This window comes from Streptomyces sp. NPDC002206 (assembly GCF_053593595.1).
Genome location: NZ_JBSFCW010000005.1, coordinates 48,733 through 66,314 on the forward strand (window position 1 = coordinate 48,733; position 17,582 = coordinate 66,314).

Genomic DNA, 17,582 nt, shown 5'->3' on the forward strand with positions numbered 1-17,582 from the left:
TCGTTGTCACGGTTGAACGACGGACGGTCGCTGCCACCGGAGCGGAAGCCACCGGACGGACGGTCGTCACGACGCTGGAACCCACCACGGTCACCACCACGGTCACCACCGCGGTCGTCACGACGGTCGCGGTTGAACGACGGGCGGTCGTTGTCACGGTTGAACGACGGACGGTCGCTGCCACCGGAGCGGAAGCCACCGGACGGACGGTCGTCACGACGCTGGAACCCACCACGGTCACCACCGCGGTCGTCACGACGATCGCGGTTGAACGACGGACGGTCGCTGCCACCGGAGCGGAAGCCACCGGACGAACGGTCGTCACGACGCTGGAACCCACCACGGTCACCACCGCGGTCGTCACGACGGTCGCCGCCACGGTATCCACCGCGGTCGCCGCCCCGGTCGTCACGACGGTCGCCACCGCGGCGGTCGAAGTTGCCGCGGTCGTCACGACGGTCGTCGCGCGCTGCGGGCTGCTCCGGTACGGAGACGGCGGCCTCGATCGCGGCCTCCGCCTCGGCGGCCGCCTCGGCCACCGCTGCCTCGGGATCGTCGCCCCGCTCGCGCGCGGCACGGGCGACCAGACGGTCGGCCTCCTCGCGGAGCTCACCGGCGCGGCGCTGGACGCGCTCCAGCTGCTTGGTCAGGTCGGCGACCTCGCGCTCCGCCTGCTTGGCGGCGTTGTTCGCGGAGTCGGCCTGGACCTCGGTCAGCGAACGGGCACCGGTGATCTCGGCGACCTCCGGCTCGAAGACGCCCGCGCCCTGCACGATGTGGCGGGAGGCGTCGACGCCCGCGTCCTCCATCAGGCGGAAGATCTGGCGGCGCTGGTGCGGGAGCGCCAGCGAGACGACGACACCGGACTTGCCGGCCCGGGCGGTACGGCCCGAACGGTGCAGGTAGTCCTTGTGGTCACCGGCCGGGTCCACGTTCAGGACCAGGTCGATGCCGTCGACGTGGATACCGCGGGCGGCAACGTCGGTCGCGACGAGCGCGTTGACGTAACCCTTCTTGAAGTCCTCAAGAACGCGGGTACGGGCGCCCTGTGTCATGCCGCCGTGCAGCGCGTCCGCCTTCACACCCGACTCGATGAGCTGCTCGGCGATGCGGTCCGCTCCCAGCTGGGTACGGACGAAGATGATCGTGCGGCCCTTGCGCGCGGCGATGGCGGAGGTGACCGGCGCCTTGTCCTTCGGCTTCACGACGAGGACGTGGTGCGACATGGTCGTGACGTTGCCCTGAGCGCTGTCGACCTCGTGGCTCACCGGCTTGTTCAGGTAGCGCTTGACCAGCGTGCCGATCTCGTTCTCCATCGTGGCGGAGAAGAGCATGCGCTGACCGCCGACCGGAACCTGGTCGAGCAGCTCGGTGACCTCGGGCAGGAAGCCCAGGTCGGACATCTGGTCGGCCTCGTCGAGGACGGCGACCTGGACGTTCTCCAGGGAGCAGGCGCCCCGGTTGATGATGTCGCGCAGCCGGCCCGGGGTGGCGACGAGGACGTCGACACCGCGCTCCAGCGCGTAGATCTGGTTGCCCATCGACGTACCGCCGCAGACGACCTTCATCTTCAGGCCGAGCACGTCGCCGTAAGGCTGCAGCGCGTCCGCGACCTGCATCGCGAGCTCACGGGTCGGGGTCAGGATGACCGCGCGGGGCTTCTTCTTCTCGGTGTGGCCGCCGGCCAGCGTGGCCAGGGTCGGCAGACCGAAGGAGAGCGTCTTGCCGGAGCCGGTACGGCCACGGCCCAGGATGTCCTTGCCGGCCAGGGCGTCCGGAATGGTCGCGGCCTGGATCGGGAAGGGTGCGGTCACACCGTTCTGCGCGAGCTTGCGGACGATGCCCTCGGGCAGGCCCAGGCTCCCGAAGGTGACGGTCGGCTCGGCGTCCTCGGCGTCGCCGGAGGCGTCGGTGTCGCCGGAGGCGTCGGCGTCGGCGGAGGTGGTGTCGGTGGTGTCGGTGTCGGTGTCGGTGGTGGCCTCGGTGGAGTCGACGGTCTCGGTCGACTCGGACACCTCGGCGGCCTCGGCCACTACGGCCTCGGCTGCGGTGACAATCTCGTCGTTCTCGGGCATGACGGTGTTGTCAGAGCTGAAATTGGACATGCGAAATGCGAAACCTTCCGGAGTCTCGGCACGCGCCCATAACTCCGTGATTCGCAATTTCGACCGCCTCAATGCGGTCCAGCCACGGCAAGGGAGAGTACGCGCCACACGGCGCTCTTCTGTGTCGGCGCCGGGCAATGGGATCAAACGATCTACTACCATACGCACCCCCACCCACATTGCGCAAACCGCACGTCCCGAACCGCCCGCTACACCGGCCCCACCTGCGGTGATACCTCGGGCGTCCGCATGACCTCCAGCCCGTCCGGCACGCTCATCGCGTTGCTACGGAGCTGTGCGGCCGGCGACTCGGACGGCCCCGGAGGCGGATCCGACGGCTCCGGATCGGGCGTGCTCGACGGCTCGGGGGCGGCCGTCCCGGACGGCTCGGAAGGCCCCGACGGCTCCGACGGCTCCGACGACGACCCCGGCGGCTGCTGCTGCCCGCCGGATCCCGGCGGCGAGGGCATCGGCAGGTGTCCTCCCCGCGTCGGCAGCGGATCACCGGTCCCGGCGGCCGCCTGTCCGCCGGGACCGGCCGAGGCGCCCACGGAGACGCTCGGGTCCGGCGATTCGGGGGCCTCCCGGTCGGAGTGCGCCTCCGCGCCGCTTCCGGAACGGGCCCGCCCCGTACCGGCCGCCGTGGAACCGTCCGGTTCACTCACCGAGCCCTTCGGCCGGACCGACTGCGACGGGGCCGGTTTCCCCCCGTCGTCGCTGATGCTCATGCAGCCGGTGGACGTGGCGATCGTCACTGCGGTGACGGCTGCCCATCGAACAGGGACGGACAAGGCGGGCAACTGACGCACGGGGCGGCACCTCCGGAGGCGGGGAGCGAAGCAGGGCGGGAACGGACGGGAGGGGGCGCTGTGCCCAACTCCCGTTCCCCCGCAAGGGACACGCCCCGAGCCCCGATCCCGGTCGCCCCTGCGCCCCGCCGGACCCGAACGGCCGCTCCCTGTCCGCCCGACGGATCAGCCGTAACCCAGCGCGTGCAGCCGCTCGTCGTCGATGCCGAAATGGTGGGCGATCTCGTGGACGACCGTGATTTCCGTCTCGGCGACCACATCCTCGCGCGACTCGCACATCCGCAGCGTCGGCCCCCGGTAGATCGTGATCCGGTCCGGCAGTACGCCGGCGTACCACTCACCGCGGTCGGTCAGCGGCGTGCCCTCGTACAGCCCGAGCAGCTCCGGATCGCCGGGGTCCGGTTCGTCCTCGACGAACACCGCGACGTTGTCCATCAGCCGCGTCAGCTCCGGCGGAATGCGGTCCAGGGCCTCGGCGACCAGTTCCTCGAACTCTTCGCGCGTCATCTCCAGCACCCCGCCATTGTCACGTACCCCCGGCCGCCCGCCCCGGCGGCCGCGCCCCACCACCTTCGCCCCGCATAGCCGCCCCGGTCCCCGGGCATACGCGCCCAATGCCCCGCGACCCGTTCCGCGCAGCAGCAGCCGTCCCGGCCGGAGTGACCGCAGCGGCCGACGCGGTGGCCCGCGCCCTGCGCCGGCCCCGCTCCCGTCCCGCCGCCCCCGGCGACACCCCCACCCTCGCGCCCTCCCTCGACAGCGCCCCGCACCCCTACGCCCGCGCGCTGGGCCTGGTCGCCGTCGTCGTGTTCGGTGCCTGGCTGGGGCTGCTGATCGTCGGCAGTGTCCGTACGCCCGTCGGGCCCATGGACACCACCATGACTCTGCGCCCCTCCCTCACCGGCGGCACGAAGATCAATGTGGCCCCGCTCGGCGCCCTGGAGCTGGACTCCCACATAGCCCCGGTCCGTCTCGACGTCGATGTCGACCGCCTCGACCCGGTGCGCTCCGAGGCTCTGGTCCAGCACCCCGAACGGCTCTCCGGTCTCCAGCAGGAGGTCACCGAGGACGTCTCCACCGGCGCCCGCGATCTCGCTCTGCGCTCCTGTACAGCCGTCGTCTCCGGCGCCACCGCGCTCGGCCTCGCCGTCTACCGCCGCCCGCGCCGCGCCCTGGCCGCCGGCGGGCTCGCGCTGGCGCTCCTGGCCGCGTCCGGCGTCAGCGCGTACGCCACCTGGAACCCGAAGTCCGTGCTGGAGCCCAAGTTCTCCGGGCTGCTCTCCAGCGCCCCCTCGGTGGTCGGTGACGCCCGCTCGATCGTCACCGACTTCGACGTCTACCAGCGCGAACTGGCCCGGCTCGTCACCAATGTGACCAAGTTGTACGACGCAACGTCGACGCTTCCCGTCTACCGGCCGGACCCCGCCACCCTCCGCGTCCTGCATGTCTCCGACATCCACCTCAACCCCGCGTCCTGGCAGATCATCGGCTCGCTGGTCCGGCAGTACGACATCGACGTGATCATCGACTCGGGCGACACGATGGATCACGGCTCCGCGGTCGAGAACGGCTTCCTCGACCCGATCCGCGACCTCGGCGCGCCCTACGTCTGGGTCCGCGGGAACCACGACTCGCGCATCACCCAGATGTATCTGGAGCGGTTCAAGAACGTGCACGTGCTGGACGACGGCCGGGCGGTGGATGTCGGCGGGCTGCGGGTGGCCGGCATGGGGGACCCCCAGTTCACCCCGGACCGCTCGCTGCCTGCCCGGGGCGCGGCCGCCGAGCGGCTGGCGGGCATGCGGCTCGCCTCCGCGCTGCGCGAACAGGAGCAGGCCGGCACGCCGGTCGACATCGCCGTCACCCACGAGCCGGACGCGGCCCGCGAGACGGACGGCACGGTCCCGCTGGTCCTCGCCGGCCATGTGCACCACCGGCAGAACGAGCTGATGAGATTCGGCACCCGGCTCAAGGTCGAGGGCTCCACGGGCGGCGGTGGGCTGCGCGCCCTGCAGAACAGGAAGCCGGAAAAGGTACGCGCCTCGGTGCTCTATCTGGACCGCACGACCCGCCGTCTGCAGGCCTGGGACGAGATCACACTCGGCGGGCTCGGCCTGACAACGGCCGAGGTCAGCCGCCATCTGCCGGAGGGGAACCAACCCGGAGCGACCCCTTCGCCTATTCGGTTTGGCTGACACCGAAACGCCGTAGTACAGTCTCCGACGTGCCCAAGGGCGCCGGTCAGGGCCTGACCGTTCCGAGACCCCAGAGGTTGAAGAAGAAGCGGAACCTCTTGAGGGGAAGCGGAGTCAGATGCTTCTCACGTCCCTCTTCGGGGGGCGATAGACGCAGAAGTAGCAGTTCTGCCCTCATCGTCTAGTGGCCCAGGACGCCGCCCTTTCAAGGCGGTAGCACGGGTTCGAATCCCGTTGGGGGCACGCACCACCTTGTGCGACACTTAGTCGCACAACAGCTTGGTCCTGTGGAGCAGTTTGGAGTGCTCGCCACCCTGTCAAGGTGGAGGCCGCGGGTTCAAATCCCGTCAGGACCGCTGCAGCTCGAAAGTGCTGCGTGGCTGGGTAGCTCAGTTGGTACGAGCGATCGCCTGAAAAGCGATAGGTCGCCGGTTCGATCCCGGCCCCAGCCACCTCTCGAAGGCCCCGTCCACCGGATGGGGCCTTCGTCGTGTCAGACCTCTTCCCGGTCCGCGGAGTTCACGTCCCGGCGGCGCCACGCCCGTACCCCGAGAACCAGCAGCACCACCGCGACCGCGGTCACCAGCGCAATCGCGTCCGGCACCTGTTCGCCGATGCTCCGGGCCCACTGTCCGACAGCGAACGAATCGTCCACATCCAGCAGTCCGGGCAGCGCGGTCGTCCCGTCGTAGGCCAGGAACAGCGCGCCGAGCCCGATGAAGAGCAGCCCCGACAGCAGGGTCGTGGTGTGCAGTTCGAAGCGGCCGAGCCGGAAGGTCCGACCGCGCAGCCACGCCCGGCGACCGAGGTCGAAGCGTTCCCAGAGCAGCGCGAGCAGAAACAGCGGAACGGCCATGCCCAGGGCGTAGACGGCGAGCAGCAGTCCGCCGTAGACGGGGCTGCCGCTGACCGCCGCCACCGTCAGGACGCTGCCGAGGATCGGCCCGGCGCAGAAGCCTGCCAGGCCGTAGACGGCGCCGAGGGCATAGACCGATACGGCGGTCGTCGGTCTGATCCGGCCACTGAGCGCGGCGATCCGGCGCGAGGCGAAGCCGAGGCCCACGATCTGCGCCGTGCCGAGGACGATGATCAGCCAGCCGGCGCCGAGGACGAGCTGATCGCGGTGGCTGTAGAAGAGCCGTCCGGCAAACGAGCCGGCGGCGCCGAGCGGCACAAGGGTGGTCGCCAGACCGGCATAGAAGATGCCGGTACGGGCCAGCAGCCGTGCGGCGGAGTCGATGGAGCAGGCGAAGAAGGCGGGCAGCAGCAGGGCGCTGCACGGGCTGACCAGAGCCAGCAGCCCGCCGAGCAGGGCGGCGAAGTAGCCGATGTCCGAGGTCACTTGTCGGCGCCCTTGGCATCCTTGGCATTCCTGGCCCGGTCTGCCGCCGCGTCGATTGCCTGGGTGAAGACCTCCGTCGACTGGGCGCCGGCGATCGGGCGGCCGTTGATCAGGAACGACGGGGTGGAGGTGGCACCGATCCCGTATCCCTGCTCCTGGTCCCTGCTCACCGCAGCGGACGCGGCAGAACTGTCGGCGTCGCGGGCGAACCGGTCGAGGTCCGCCACCCCCGCCTGCTGGGCGAGAGCCTTCAGCCGGGCCTTGCCGAAGCCCTTCTCCTTGACCCCTTCGGCGTACGCGGCGGCGTGGAACTGCCAGAAGCGGCCCTGCTGTCCGGCGGCCCAGGCGGCGTGCGCGGCTGCCTCGGACTCGGCGCCGAAGATCGGGAAGTTGCGCCATTCGATGCGCAGGGTGCCGTTGCCGACGTACTTCTTCACCAGAGCGGATTCGGTGTCGCGGGCGAACTTGCCGCAGTAGCCGCACTTGAAGTCGGCGTACTCGATGAGGACGACGGGCGCGTCCGCCCGGCCCCGCGCCAGCTTGTCGCCGGGGTCGCGGCGGGCGAGCTTCGCCAGCTCGGGGTAGACGCCGGCATCCGGGTCGGCGGTCACCTCGGCGACGTACGAGGAACCGGAAGCCGAGCGGTCGGGGGCGGTGGCCCGGTAGGAGGCGTAGCCGAGCAGCGCGGCGGCGAGGACGACGCCGGTGCCGTAGAGCATCGGCTTCCTGAAGAACCGCTTCGGCGAGGGCGTTTTGGGCGTGGGCATGGCAAGCTCCGTGCTCGTGATGCAGGGTGGTGAGGGGACGACCGAGTGACGCAGGGCCGCCTAGACCCGCAGTACGGAGAGTTCCACCGGGGTGGGCCCGGCAGGCTCGGGGCCCCGCAACCCGACTCGTACGAGCGGCTCGGCCGACCCCTGTCCGGCGGCGGCCGGCAGTCCCCACCCGGCGGGCCCGAACGCCTGCCCGTGCGCCACGCGGGCCCGGACCGGGACGCCCGGCTCGATGCCGTCGCGCGTCGTGCCCTTGCCGCAGCCGGGCACCCGCCGGCCGGCGACGGCCGAGGCCGCCACCGGCCGGCGACGGCCGAGGCCGCCACCGCGCCGGCCTCCTGCGACGCCCCGCCGCCCGCCGCCGTCGCGGCCCCGCAGAAGCACCCCGGTACGACTGCGAGCGCCGCCGCCCGGCAGCACCACTGCGCACGGGACACGTGGACCAGCTTTCGACTGCGGTACGAAGATCGGTTGCCCGAAATGGTACGTGCTGTGACCCCGGGCTTCCCCACGGTCACCACGGCCGTGACGCAGACCGCGCAAAATATGTTCGCCGTTCCTCGGGCCCGGGTGCGATCCTGGGACCCGTATGTCTACTTCCTTTGCCGATCTCCAGTCCCAGCTCGGACAGCTCTCGCTCCGCGACGCGCACCGGCTCGGCCGCCGCCTCGAAGGGGCGCGCCGGATCCGTAAGCCCGACGCCCAGCAGGCCGTGCTCGACGAGATCGCCGCTCAGGCCGGGAAGGCAGCCGAGCGGCTCTCAGGGCGCGCCGCGCGGGTGCCCGCTCTCTCGTACCCGGAAGAACTTCCGGTCAGTCAGAAGAAGGACGAGATCCTGGAGGCGATACGCGACCACCAGGTCGTGATCGTCGCCGGTGAGACCGGGTCCGGCAAGACCACGCAGATCCCCAAGATCTGCATGGAGCTGGGGCGCGGCGTCCGAGGCATGATCGGGCACACCCAGCCGCGCCGGATCGCGGCCCGTACGGTCGCCGAGCGCGTCGCCGACGAGCTGAAGACCCCGCTCGGCGAGGCGGTCGGCTGGAAGGTCCGCTTCACCGACCAGGTGAACCCGGACGCCACATATCTGAAGCTGATGACGGACGGCATCCTGCTGGCCGAGATCCAGACGGACCGCGAGCTGCTCGCGTATGACACGATCATCATCGACGAGGCCCACGAGCGGTCGCTGAACATCGACTTCCTGCTCGGCTACCTGGCCAGGCTGCTGCCCAAACGCCCCGATCTGAAGGTCGTCATCACCTCGGCGACCATCGACCCCGAGCGCTTCGCCCGGCACTTCGGTGATGCGCCGATCGTCGAGGTCAGCGGGCGTACGTATCCGGTCGAGGTGCGCTATCGGCCGCTCCTGGAGGAAGAGGGCGAGGACTCCGACCGCGACCAGATCACCGCGATCTGCGACGCCGTCGACGAGCTCCAGGCGGAGGGCCCGGGCGATGTCCTGGTCTTCCTCTCCGGCGAGCGCGAGATCCGCGACACCGCGGACGCCCTGAACAAGAAGAATCTCCGCCACACCGAGGTGCTCCCTCTCTACGCGCGCCTGTCGCACGCCGAGCAGCACCGGGTGTTCCAGCGCCACACCGGCCGCAGGATCGTTCTGGCGACGAACGTCGCCGAGACCTCGCTGACCGTCCCCGGCATCAAGTACGTGATCGACCCGGGCAACGCCCGGATCTCCCGCTACAGCCACCGCACCAAGGTCCAGCGGCTGCCGATCGAGCGGATCTCGCAGGCCAGCGCCAACCAGCGCAAGGGCCGCTGCGGCCGTACGTCGGACGGCATCTGTATCCGGCTGTACTCCGAGGACGACTTCCTGACCCGCCCGGAGTTCACGGACGCGGAGATCCTCCGTACGAACCTGGCGTCCGTCATCCTCCAGATGACCGCGGCCGGCCTCGGCGACATCGAGAAGTTCCCCTTCATCGACCCGCCGGACCACCGCAACATCCGCGACGGTGTGCAGCTTCTCCACGAGCTCGGCGCACTGGACCCGGACGAGAAGGATCCGAAGAAACGGCTGACGCAGCTGGGACGGAAGCTCGCACAGCTGCCCGTCGACCCGCGCCTCGCCCGCATGGTCATCGAGGCCGACCGCAACGGCTGCACGCGCGAGGTCATGGTGATCGCCGCCGCGCTCTCCATCCAGGACCCGCGCGAGCGGCCCTCGGACAAGCAGACGCAGGCCGATCAGCACCACGCCCGTTTCAAGGACGAGACGTCGGACTTCCTGGCGTTCCTGAATCTGTGGCGGTACATCCGCGAGCAGCAGAAGGAGCGCGGCTCGTCCAGCTTCCGCCGGATGTGCAAGCAGGAGTATCTGAACTTCCTGCGCATCCGCGAATGGCAGGACATCTATGCGCAGCTGCGCACGGTCGCCAAGCAGATGGGCATGCATCTCGAGGAGCCCTCGGCTGACCTGGCCGCGCCCGAGCAGGCGGTGCACACATCGCTGCTGGCCGGGCTGCTGTCGCACATCGGGCTGAAGGACACCGAGAAGAACGAGTACCTGGGTGCGCGCAGCGCCAAGTTCGCGATCTTCCCCGGTTCGGCGCTCTTCAAGAAGCAGCCGCGATTCGTGATGTCGGCCGAGCTGGTCGAGACGTCCCGGCTGTGGGCTCGGGTCAATGCCAAGGTCGAGCCGGAGTGGATCGAACCGCTGGCCCAGCATCTGCTGAAGCGCACGTACAGCGAGCCGCACTGGGAGAAGGACCAGGCCGCGGTGATGGCGTACGAGCGGGTCACGCTGTACGGCGTACCGATCGTGGCCCAGCGCAAGATCAATTTCGGCCGGATCGACGCGGAGACGTCCCGCGATCTCTTCATCCGGAACGCGCTGGTCGAGGGCGACTGGCGGACGCACCATCAGTTCTTCCACGACAACCGCACACTCCTCGGCGAGGTCGAGGAGTTGGAGCACCGGGCGCGCCGCCGCGACATCCTCGTGGACGACGAGACGCTCTTCGACTTCTACGACCAGCGAATCCCCGAGCATGTCGTCTCCGGCGCGCACTTCGACTCCTGGTGGAAGCACAAGCGTCGCGACGAGCCGGACGCGCTCGACTTCGAGCGCTCGATGCTCATCAACGAGAAGGCCGGGGCCGTCACCAAGGACGACTATCCGGACTCCTGGCGGCAGGGGAAGCTCAAGTTCAAGGTGACCTACCAGTTCGAGCCCGGCGCGGACGCGGACGGTGTGACCGTCCATGTCCCGCTCCAGGTGCTCAACCAGGTCACCTCGGAGGGCTTCGACTGGCAGATCCCGGGTCTGCGCGAAGAGGTCGTCACCGAGCTGATCCGGTCGCTGCCCAAGCCGATCCGCCGGCATTACGTCCCCGCGCCGAACTACGCGGGCAAGTTCCTGGACCGGGCAGTGCCCCTGCAGGAGCCGCTGCCGGCCACACTCGCGCGTGAGCTCCAGCGGATGGTCGGCGTCCCGGTCTCCGCCGACGACTTCGACCTGTCCCGGATCCCGGACCACCTGAAGATCACTTTCCGGATCGTCGACGAGCGGCGCCGCAAGGTGGCCGAGGACAAGGACCTGGAGGCGCTGAAGCTCCAGCTGCGCCCCAAGGCCCGTCAGGCCCTCTCCAAGGCCGCTGCGGCCACCGCGGGCCCGTCGGGCGAGTCCATCGAGCGGTCGGGCCTCACGGACTGGACGATCGGCACCCTGAACCGGGTCTTCGAGACCCGTCGGGCCGGCCAGCCGGTCAAGGCGTACCCGGCGCTGGTCGACCAGGGCGAGACCGTGGCCGTACGACTCTTCGACACCGAGGCCGAGCAGCTGCAGTCCATGTGGCGCGGCACCCGGAAGCTGATCCTGCTGAACATCCCGGTGAACCCCGCCAAGTTCGCCTCGGACAAGCTGACGAACCAGCAGAAGCTGGCTCTGTCCCGCAACCCGCACGGTTCCATCCAGGCGCTGTTCGAGGACTGCGCGACGGCGGCCGCGGACCGGCTGATCGGCGCCCACGGCGGTCCGGCCTGGGACGAGGAGTCGTTCCGGAAGCTGTACGACAAGGTCCGCGCCGACCTCGTCGCACTGACCGAGCACACCGTCGCCCAGGTGCAGCAGGTGCTGGCCGCCTGGCAGGCCTGCGAGCGGCGCCTGAAGGCCACCAACAGCCTCGTCCTGGTCAACAACGTCACCGATCTCCGGGACCAGCTCGCGGCCCTCGTACCGCCGGGCTTCGTCACGAGGACCGGGCTGCGCAGGCTGCCCGACCTGATGCGCTATCTGGTCGCCGCGGACCGCCGGCTGCAGCAGATGCCGACGGCCGTCCAGCGCGACACCACGCGCATGGAGAAGGTCCACGAGATGCAGGACGAGTACGCCTGGCTGCTCGAACAGATGCCGCAGGGCAGGCCCGTTCCGCAGGAGGTCCTGGACATCCGCTGGATGATCGAGGAGCTCCGGGTCAGCTATTTCGCGCACGCCCTGGGCACCGCGTACCCCGTCTCCGACAAGCGGATCGTGAAGGCGATCGACGCCGCGGCGCCGTGACCCGGGCGACCTCGGGGCCGTAACCGATCCGCCACCAGGAGTGAGGTCGACCAGGGCCTCCAACCTCCTGTACAGTCTGTTTTCGCAGGCAGCCGCAAGGCAGCAGCGAAAACCTGGTCCTGTGGAGCAGTTTGGAGTGCTCGCCACCCTGTCAAGGTGGAGGCCGCGGGTTCAAATCCCGTCAGGACCGCAGTAACGAAAGCCCGGATCCTCAAGGATCCGGGCTTTCGCGTGTCTTGACTCCGGCAACTGCCAACGAGTACTCAGACAACAGGGACTGCCCCTGTTTCACGGCGCGGGGCAGCGCGTTCCACCGGGGGGTGGCGCGGATGGCGGCATCCACAGCGAGGCACGAGACCCGCGCACTGCTGCGCGCCCATCTGGCGGCCGCTTCCGGCTACCGGCATCTCACCCGGCACTGCCCGATCTGCCATCGGCTCCTACGGCTCGCCATGGAGCCCGACGCCGACTCCATGGAACCTGTCACGGGCTTCCTGGGGTACGTGACGGCCTCCGGGCCCACCCGCCTCCCGGAACCACCCGACCTGCCCGGCGGAGCGTCAGCAGCCGTTCCGGACACCGCCGCAGTCGCCGAGCCCGCCCACGTCTCCGACGCGTCGGCCGGCGACGTGAAGACCGAGGAGGAAAGCCCCGTCGCCCCATGACCGGGGGCGCGGAATTCCCTTTCCCGGCAGTCGCAGGCTCGACCCTGGCAAGACATGGGCCATGTGACGGGAGTCACTGTATGAGTTTTGAGAAAGGGTGACTTTACACCCTTCCTACAACTGGCGAATTTAATATGTGCAATTGCACTACTCGGACGGGGTCACCGGAGGGCCGCCGAAAGAGCACCCGGGAGACCGTCCGGCAGAGCCGGCAGGCACGCGTGACGGCCGACACCGAGCCCGCACCGAAGCCGACGCACAGCCGATCCCGAGTCACCCCGCAGGGCCGGCCACCCGCCGTACGGGCACAAAAAAAGATCGCGCTGGACCCGGCGGAGTCCAGCGCGATCGAACGACGCACCCGTATGGCATAGGTATGGCGCCCGTTGGGGCGGACGCCCGTCGTGTGGAGCTATGGGTGGGCAAACGCGGGTTGGGGGACCCGGGCAGCCCGGTTGTGGCGCGGCGACAGGGGTGTGTCAGGCCTCGCTGCGCTGCTGCGGAATACCCGCAAGCAGTGCGCGGACCTCTGCCTCGCGGTACCGGCGATGTCCACCGAGCGTGCGGATGGACGTGAGCTTGCCTGCCTTGGCCCAACGGGTGACCGTCTTCGGGTCCACGCGGAACATCGTGGCAACCTCAGCCGGGGTCAGCAGCGGCTCGGCATCAGGGGTGCGAGCGGTCATGAGCGGCCTCCTCGGGAGAACCGAACCATCTCGGTTCTTTCCTCTAAATTCTGCACCTTGACCCACGTTGCCCGAAATGGCGGACGCGGGCCGAGTCGGTTATAGGACGAACGGCTTGTCCTCGGCACTACAACTACACCATCCGTCCAGCCACGTCGGCCAAACCGATGGAATTGCCCTCCCAGGTGTTCATCAGCGACGGAAGCCGATGGACCATGCCATAGCGGACAGTCACACCACCGTGACGATCAGTCACAGAGCGATCAGGAGTCACCAGACCCCCCATAGCGTGCAATGCAGAGCATTCCGCCCATACTTGGACGGAAGGAGTCCTCCCCGGACTCCTTGTCCTATTTTGGCACGAGGAGTAGGGAAGGGCGCAAGGGCCCAGTTAGTGCTATCCGTCACCCTTGAGGCAAAGGCCCGGTTCGGGACATAGGTCCTGGAGCCACTGAAGTTCGCTCCCGCCCCTCCGCTCCCACTGCTCTCACGAGTCACACGGGACAACGGTTCAGGACCTGCTCGACCGGCCGGGATCAGTTGGCGAACTGACGGTCCCTCACGGCACGCCAGCGCTCGGCCAGCCGTCCGTACGCCTCGCCCGCCCCCTCGGTGTCACCGGCCCGCAGCGCCGCGATTCCCTCGGCGACATCCAGGGCCGACCGGTCCTCGGCGAGCTGCTTCGCCGACAGCGCGTGCACCAGGCCGCCGTAGTCCAGCTCGACCAGCGCACGCGGATGGAACTCCTCCAGCCAGCGCCCGACGTCCACCAGCCCCTCGGTCAGCGGACCCTCGTCGACGCTCTCACGCAGCGTCTTCAACGCCCGGGCCAGCCGGCGCCGCGCCTGCACCATCGGAGTCCGGTAGCGCAGCACCGGCGCTCCCCCGTCCGCGGCCGCCCCGGTGTGCTCGCGCTCCTCGTCGGCGAAGAGGACGAACCAGCGCACCGGGACCTGCCACACCGCGGTCCGAATCCACGGCCGGGCGTCCGGATTGCGCTCCGCCCACCGCTCGTGGTCCGCGACCGCCTGCCCGCGCACCACCGGCGGCAGCACCGCGTCGAGCACCGGAGCCGGGAACATCTCCGCCAGCTCCCCCAGTGCCAGCCAGCCGCGCAGCCGGGTCCGCCAGGGACAGACGCAGACCACGCCGTTCACCTCGGCGACGAACGCGTCCCCGCTCTCGTGCACCGGCACCCCGACCGGTGGGGTGGCCGCCAAGTCCGCCAGCGAACGGCGCAGTTCGTCCTGGGCCGTGGGGATACGGGCGCGCCCCGCATACCGGGCCCAGTGGGCGCGTTCCGGCTCCGGGAAGGCGGCCAGCGGTTCGTACACCCGGAGGTAGGACGCGTAAGGGACGAGCACCGAAGACACCACCGACATGCAGCAAATCGTGTCACGCCCGTACTCCGCCGGGGGGTGATCCTCGGCACTGGAACAGATCTCCGTCCGCGCAGGACTTACGCTCTTGCCCAGCCGGACCGGCCGTGCCGGTCGGTCCGGGGCCCTCCCCACCTTCAGGAGGGTCTCCCGCCGCTTCGTACTTGGGAGTCACCACAGTGACCGATGTGACCGACGGCGTCCTGCACACCCTGTTCCACTCGGATCAGGGGGGACACGAGCAAGTCGTGCTCTGCCAGGACCGTGCCAGCGGCCTCAAGGCCGTCATCGCCATCCACTCCACCGCTCTGGGCCCGGCCCTCGGCGGCACCCGCTTCTATCCGTACGCCTCCGAGGAGGAGGCCGTCGCGGATGCGCTGAACCTGGCGCGCGGCATGTCGTACAAGAACGCCATGGCCGGTCTCGACCACGGCGGCGGCAAGGCCGTCATCATCGGCGACCCCGAGAAGATCAAGACCGAGGAGCTGCTGCTGGCCTACGGCCGGTTCGTGGCCTCCCTCGGCGGGCGTTACGTGACCGCCTGCGACGTCGGCACCTACGTCGCCGACATGGACGTCGTCGCCCGCGAGTGCCCGTGGACCACCGGCCGCTCCCCGGAGAACGGTGGCGCCGGCGACTCCTCCGTCCTCACCGCGTTCGGTGTCTTCCAGGGCATGCGGGCCTCGGCCCAGCACCTCTGGGGCGACCCGACGCTGCGTGGCCGGAAAGTGGGGGTCGCGGGCGTCGGCAAGGTCGGCCGCCACCTCGTCGAGCATCTGCTGAAGGACGGCGCCGAGGTCGTCATCACGGACGTACGCGACGAGTCGGTACGCCGGATCACCGAGCTCCACCCCGAGATCGCGGTCGCCGCGGACACCGCCGCGCTGATCCGCACCGAGGGCCTCGACATCTACGCCCCTTGCGCGCTCGGCGGCGCGCTGAACGACGACACCGTTCCGGTGCTCACGGCCAAGGTGGTGTGCGGTGCGGCCAACAACCAGCTGGCGCACCCGGGTGTCGAGAAGGACCTCGCGGACCGTTCGATCCTCTACGCCCCCGACTACGTGGTGAACGCGGGCGGTGTCATCCAGGTCGCCGACGAGCTGCACGGCTTCGACTTCGACCGGTGCAGGGCGAAGGCCTCGAAGATCTTCGACACCACGCTCGCCATATTCGCACGTGCGAAGGACGACGGCATTCCGCCGGCCGCGGCAGCCGACCGGATCGCCGAGCAGCGGATGGCCGAGGCGCGCCGCCGCTGACATCCGTCACCGAGGGTCGCAGGTGCCTCGCCAGGCGTCTTCCCTGCACCTCGGCGCTCCACGGCCCACCGATCCGCCGACCGGCGAGACAAGACTCACGCCGGTCGGCGGGTCGCATGCCAAGAAGAGGTTAAAATCGCAGTTGACCAGCGAGGACAGGGCTTCTTGCTGGTCCTGTTCCGGGGCGTGTGATGCGGGCGGCGTACCGTATGGCCACGGAAGCAGGTACCGTTAAAGCCCTACGGGCACGGTCTCTCTGCCGAGAGTCCGTCCTGAAACATGAACGCGTGTCAAGACTCTGGGGCCGTCGAGCCCCGTCACCGAGGGGGTCGAGCCATGGGGCGCGGCCGGGCAAAGGCCAAGCAGACAAAGGTCGCCCGCCAGCTGAAGTACAGCAGCGGCGGGACTGACCTGTCGCGTCTGGCCAATGAGCTGGGCGCATCGCCTTCGAGTCAACCACCGAACGCAGAGCCGTTCGAGGACGACGACGAGGAAGATGACCCGTACGCACAGTACGCGGATCTGTACAACGACGACGAGGACGAGGACGAGGACGATCAGTCCGGTCCGTCGTCACAGCGCCGCGGCGCTTGACCTGACCTCGCGCTGACACAACAACCCGGTTCGGGCTCGCCCGGACCGGGTTTTGTGCTGTCCTGATCAGGCTGAGCCGGGCCGGGATGCGCTCATTCCCGGCCCGCCCGGCAATGGCGGGCAGAACGAACGCACCGGACGGCTCCGGTGCGTTCTGCCCCCACCCCGCCTACCGCGCGTACGAACCCGTGAGCTCGGCACCCGTCGCATGCGTGCCGCGATCCGTGATCTCACCGGCGACCCAGGAGTCGACTCCGCGGTCGGCCAGCGTCGTCAGCGCGACGTCCACCGAGTCCGCGGGAACGATCGCGATCATGCCGACACCCATGTTGAGCGTCTTCTCCAGCTCCAGCTGCTCGACCTGCCCGGCCTTGCCGACCAGGTCGAAGACCGCGCCGGGCGTCCAGGTGGAGCGGTCGACCGTGGCGTGCAGCCCGTCCGGGATGACCCGGGCGAGGTTGTTGGCGAGGCCGCCGCCGGTGACGTGGCTGAAGCCGTGCACCTCGGTCGTACGGGTCAGCGCCAGGCAGTCCAGCGAGTAGATCTTGGTGGGTTCCAGGAGCTCCTCGCCGAGCGTGCGGCCGAACTCCTCGACGTCGCGGTCCAGCGCCCAGCCGGCCCGGTCGAAGACGACATGGCGGACGAGCGAGTACCCGTTGGAGTGAAGTCCGGACGACGCCATCGCGATGACCGCGTCACCCTTACGGATACGGTCCGGGCCGAGCAGCTGGTCGGCCTCGACCACGCCCGTACCGGCGCCGGCGACATCGAAGTCATCGGGGCCGAGCAGGCCCGGGTGTTCGGCGGTCTCGCCGCCGACCAGGGCGCAGCCCGCCAGGACACAGCCCTCGGCGATGCCCTTCACGATGGACGCGACGCGCTCGGGGTGCACCTTGCCGACGCAGATGTAGTCGGTCATGAAGAGCGGCTCGGCGCCGCAGACGACCAGGTCGTCGACGACCATGCCGACGAGGTCGTGGCCGATGGTGTCGTACACACCCATCTGGCGGGCGAGGTCGACCTTCGTGCCGACGCCGTCGGTGGCGGAGGCGAGGAGCGGACGCTCGTAACGCTTGAGCGCCGAGGCGTCGAAGAGGCCGGCGAAACCGCCCAGGCCGCCGAGGCCCGCGACTTCGGCGCGCTGCGTCTTCTTCACCCACTCCTTCATCAGCTCGACGGCACGGTCGCCGGCCTCGATGTCGACGCCCGCTGCCGCGTAGGAAGCACCTGTTGTCTCAGACATTGCCTGG

Annotated in this window: 14 protein-coding genes and 4 tRNA genes; 10 read left to right on the top strand and 8 right to left on the bottom strand. The window is 69.6% G+C overall.

Annotation, left to right across the window (positions count from 1 at the left end; genetic code table 11):
- The coding region (locus tag ACWCP8_RS12370) for a DEAD/DEAH box helicase (RefSeq protein ID WP_451115805.1) at positions 1 to 2,105 on the bottom strand (2,105 nt) is incomplete at its 3' end.
- Positions 2,106 to 2,354: 249 nt separating this feature from the next.
- Here ACWCP8_RS12370 and ACWCP8_RS12375 point away from each other — a divergent pair.
- Positions 2,355 to 2,909, top strand: a complete 555-nt coding sequence (locus ACWCP8_RS12375) for a hypothetical protein (protein ID WP_451115807.1) — start codon at positions 2,355 to 2,357, stop codon at positions 2,907 to 2,909.
- A gap of 170 nt (positions 2,910 to 3,079) precedes the next feature.
- Here ACWCP8_RS12375 and ACWCP8_RS12380 read toward each other — a convergent pair whose 3' ends face one another.
- Complete coding sequence (locus ACWCP8_RS12380) at positions 3,080 to 3,430, bottom strand: metallopeptidase family protein (protein WP_030929660.1); 351 nt, start codon at positions 3,428 to 3,430, stop codon at positions 3,080 to 3,082.
- A gap of 98 nt (positions 3,431 to 3,528) precedes the next feature.
- Between ACWCP8_RS12380 and ACWCP8_RS12385 the strand changes: the two genes are divergently transcribed.
- The 4 genes from ACWCP8_RS12385 to ACWCP8_RS12400 all read left to right on the top strand — a co-directional run bounded on the left by ACWCP8_RS12385 (position 3,529) and on the right by ACWCP8_RS12400 (position 5,561).
- Positions 3,529 to 5,109 (top strand): metallophosphoesterase family protein, encoded by a 1,581-nt coding sequence (locus ACWCP8_RS12385; protein WP_451115809.1) that lies wholly within the window; start codon positions 3,529 to 3,531, stop codon positions 5,107 to 5,109.
- 170 nt (positions 5,110 to 5,279) lie between these two features.
- Positions 5,280 to 5,352: transfer RNA gene (locus tag ACWCP8_RS12390), tRNA-Glu, on the top strand.
- 38 nt (positions 5,353 to 5,390) lie between these two features.
- Positions 5,391 to 5,465 (top strand) — tRNA-Asp (locus tag ACWCP8_RS12395).
- Between the two features lie 22 nt (positions 5,466 to 5,487).
- Positions 5,488 to 5,561: transfer RNA gene (locus ACWCP8_RS12400), tRNA-Phe, on the top strand.
- 41 nt (positions 5,562 to 5,602) lie between these two features.
- Here the strand turns inward: ACWCP8_RS12400 and ACWCP8_RS12405 are convergent.
- Genes ACWCP8_RS12405 through ACWCP8_RS12415 form a run of 3 tightly spaced genes read right to left on the bottom strand, consistent with a single transcriptional unit; the run spans position 5,603 to position 7,647 of the window.
- Complete coding sequence (locus ACWCP8_RS12405; protein ID WP_451115811.1) at positions 5,603 to 6,451, bottom strand: cytochrome c biogenesis CcdA family protein; 849 nt, start codon at positions 6,449 to 6,451, stop codon at positions 5,603 to 5,605.
- Positions 6,448 to 7,218 carry a DsbA family protein gene (locus ACWCP8_RS12410; protein ID WP_451115813.1) on the bottom strand — a complete coding sequence of 257 codons (771 nt, stop codon included), beginning with the start codon at positions 7,216 to 7,218 and terminating at the stop codon, positions 6,448 to 6,450. Before ACWCP8_RS12410 ends, ACWCP8_RS12405 begins: the two co-directional genes overlap by 4 nt.
- A gap of 60 nt (positions 7,219 to 7,278) precedes the next feature.
- The gene (locus tag ACWCP8_RS12415) at positions 7,279 to 7,647 is read right to left on the bottom strand and encodes a hypothetical protein (protein WP_451115815.1); all 369 of its coding nucleotides are present in this window, start codon (positions 7,645 to 7,647) and stop codon (positions 7,279 to 7,281) included.
- 166 nt (positions 7,648 to 7,813) lie between these two features.
- Here ACWCP8_RS12415 and hrpA point away from each other — a divergent pair, with 166 nt between their 5' ends.
- The 3 genes from hrpA (at position 7,814) to ACWCP8_RS12430 (ending at position 12,411) form a co-directional block, all read left to right on the top strand.
- Positions 7,814 to 11,746: an ATP-dependent RNA helicase HrpA gene (hrpA, locus tag ACWCP8_RS12420; RefSeq protein ID WP_451115817.1), complete on the top strand. Its 3,933-nt coding sequence runs from the start codon at positions 7,814 to 7,816 to the stop codon at positions 11,744 to 11,746.
- A 115-nt stretch (positions 11,747 to 11,861) separates the two neighbouring features.
- Positions 11,862 to 11,936: transfer RNA gene (locus ACWCP8_RS12425), tRNA-Asp, on the top strand.
- A gap of 139 nt (positions 11,937 to 12,075) precedes the next feature.
- Positions 12,076 to 12,411: a DUF6274 family protein gene (locus ACWCP8_RS12430; RefSeq protein ID WP_352264186.1), complete on the top strand. Its 336-nt coding sequence runs from the start codon at positions 12,076 to 12,078 to the stop codon at positions 12,409 to 12,411.
- 479 nt (positions 12,412 to 12,890) lie between these two features.
- Here ACWCP8_RS12430 and bldC read toward each other — a convergent pair whose 3' ends face one another.
- The gene (gene bldC / locus ACWCP8_RS12435) at positions 12,891 to 13,097 is read right to left on the bottom strand and encodes a developmental transcriptional regulator BldC (protein WP_003949541.1); all 207 of its coding nucleotides are present in this window, start codon (positions 13,095 to 13,097) and stop codon (positions 12,891 to 12,893) included.
- 536 nt (positions 13,098 to 13,633) lie between these two features.
- The gene (locus ACWCP8_RS12440) at positions 13,634 to 14,479 is read right to left on the bottom strand and encodes a hypothetical protein (RefSeq protein ID WP_352264184.1); all 846 of its coding nucleotides are present in this window, start codon (positions 14,477 to 14,479) and stop codon (positions 13,634 to 13,636) included.
- A gap of 176 nt (positions 14,480 to 14,655) precedes the next feature.
- Between ACWCP8_RS12440 and ACWCP8_RS12445 the strand changes: the two genes are divergently transcribed.
- Entirely contained in the window at positions 14,656 to 15,738 is a 1,083-nt protein-coding gene (locus tag ACWCP8_RS12445; protein ID WP_352264182.1) for a Leu/Phe/Val dehydrogenase, read from the top strand.
- Positions 15,739 to 16,074: 336 nt separating this feature from the next.
- Positions 16,075 to 16,332: a DUF3073 domain-containing protein gene (locus ACWCP8_RS12450; protein WP_030929682.1), complete on the top strand. Its 258-nt coding sequence runs from the start codon at positions 16,075 to 16,077 to the stop codon at positions 16,330 to 16,332.
- A gap of 169 nt (positions 16,333 to 16,501) precedes the next feature.
- On the opposite strand, the gene purM is transcribed toward ACWCP8_RS12450, so the two are convergent.
- Positions 16,502 to 17,575 carry a phosphoribosylformylglycinamidine cyclo-ligase gene (gene purM, locus ACWCP8_RS12455; RefSeq protein WP_352264180.1) on the bottom strand — a complete coding sequence of 358 codons (1,074 nt, stop codon included), beginning with the start codon at positions 17,573 to 17,575 and terminating at the stop codon, positions 16,502 to 16,504.
- Positions 17,576 to 17,582: the final 7 nt, after the last annotated feature.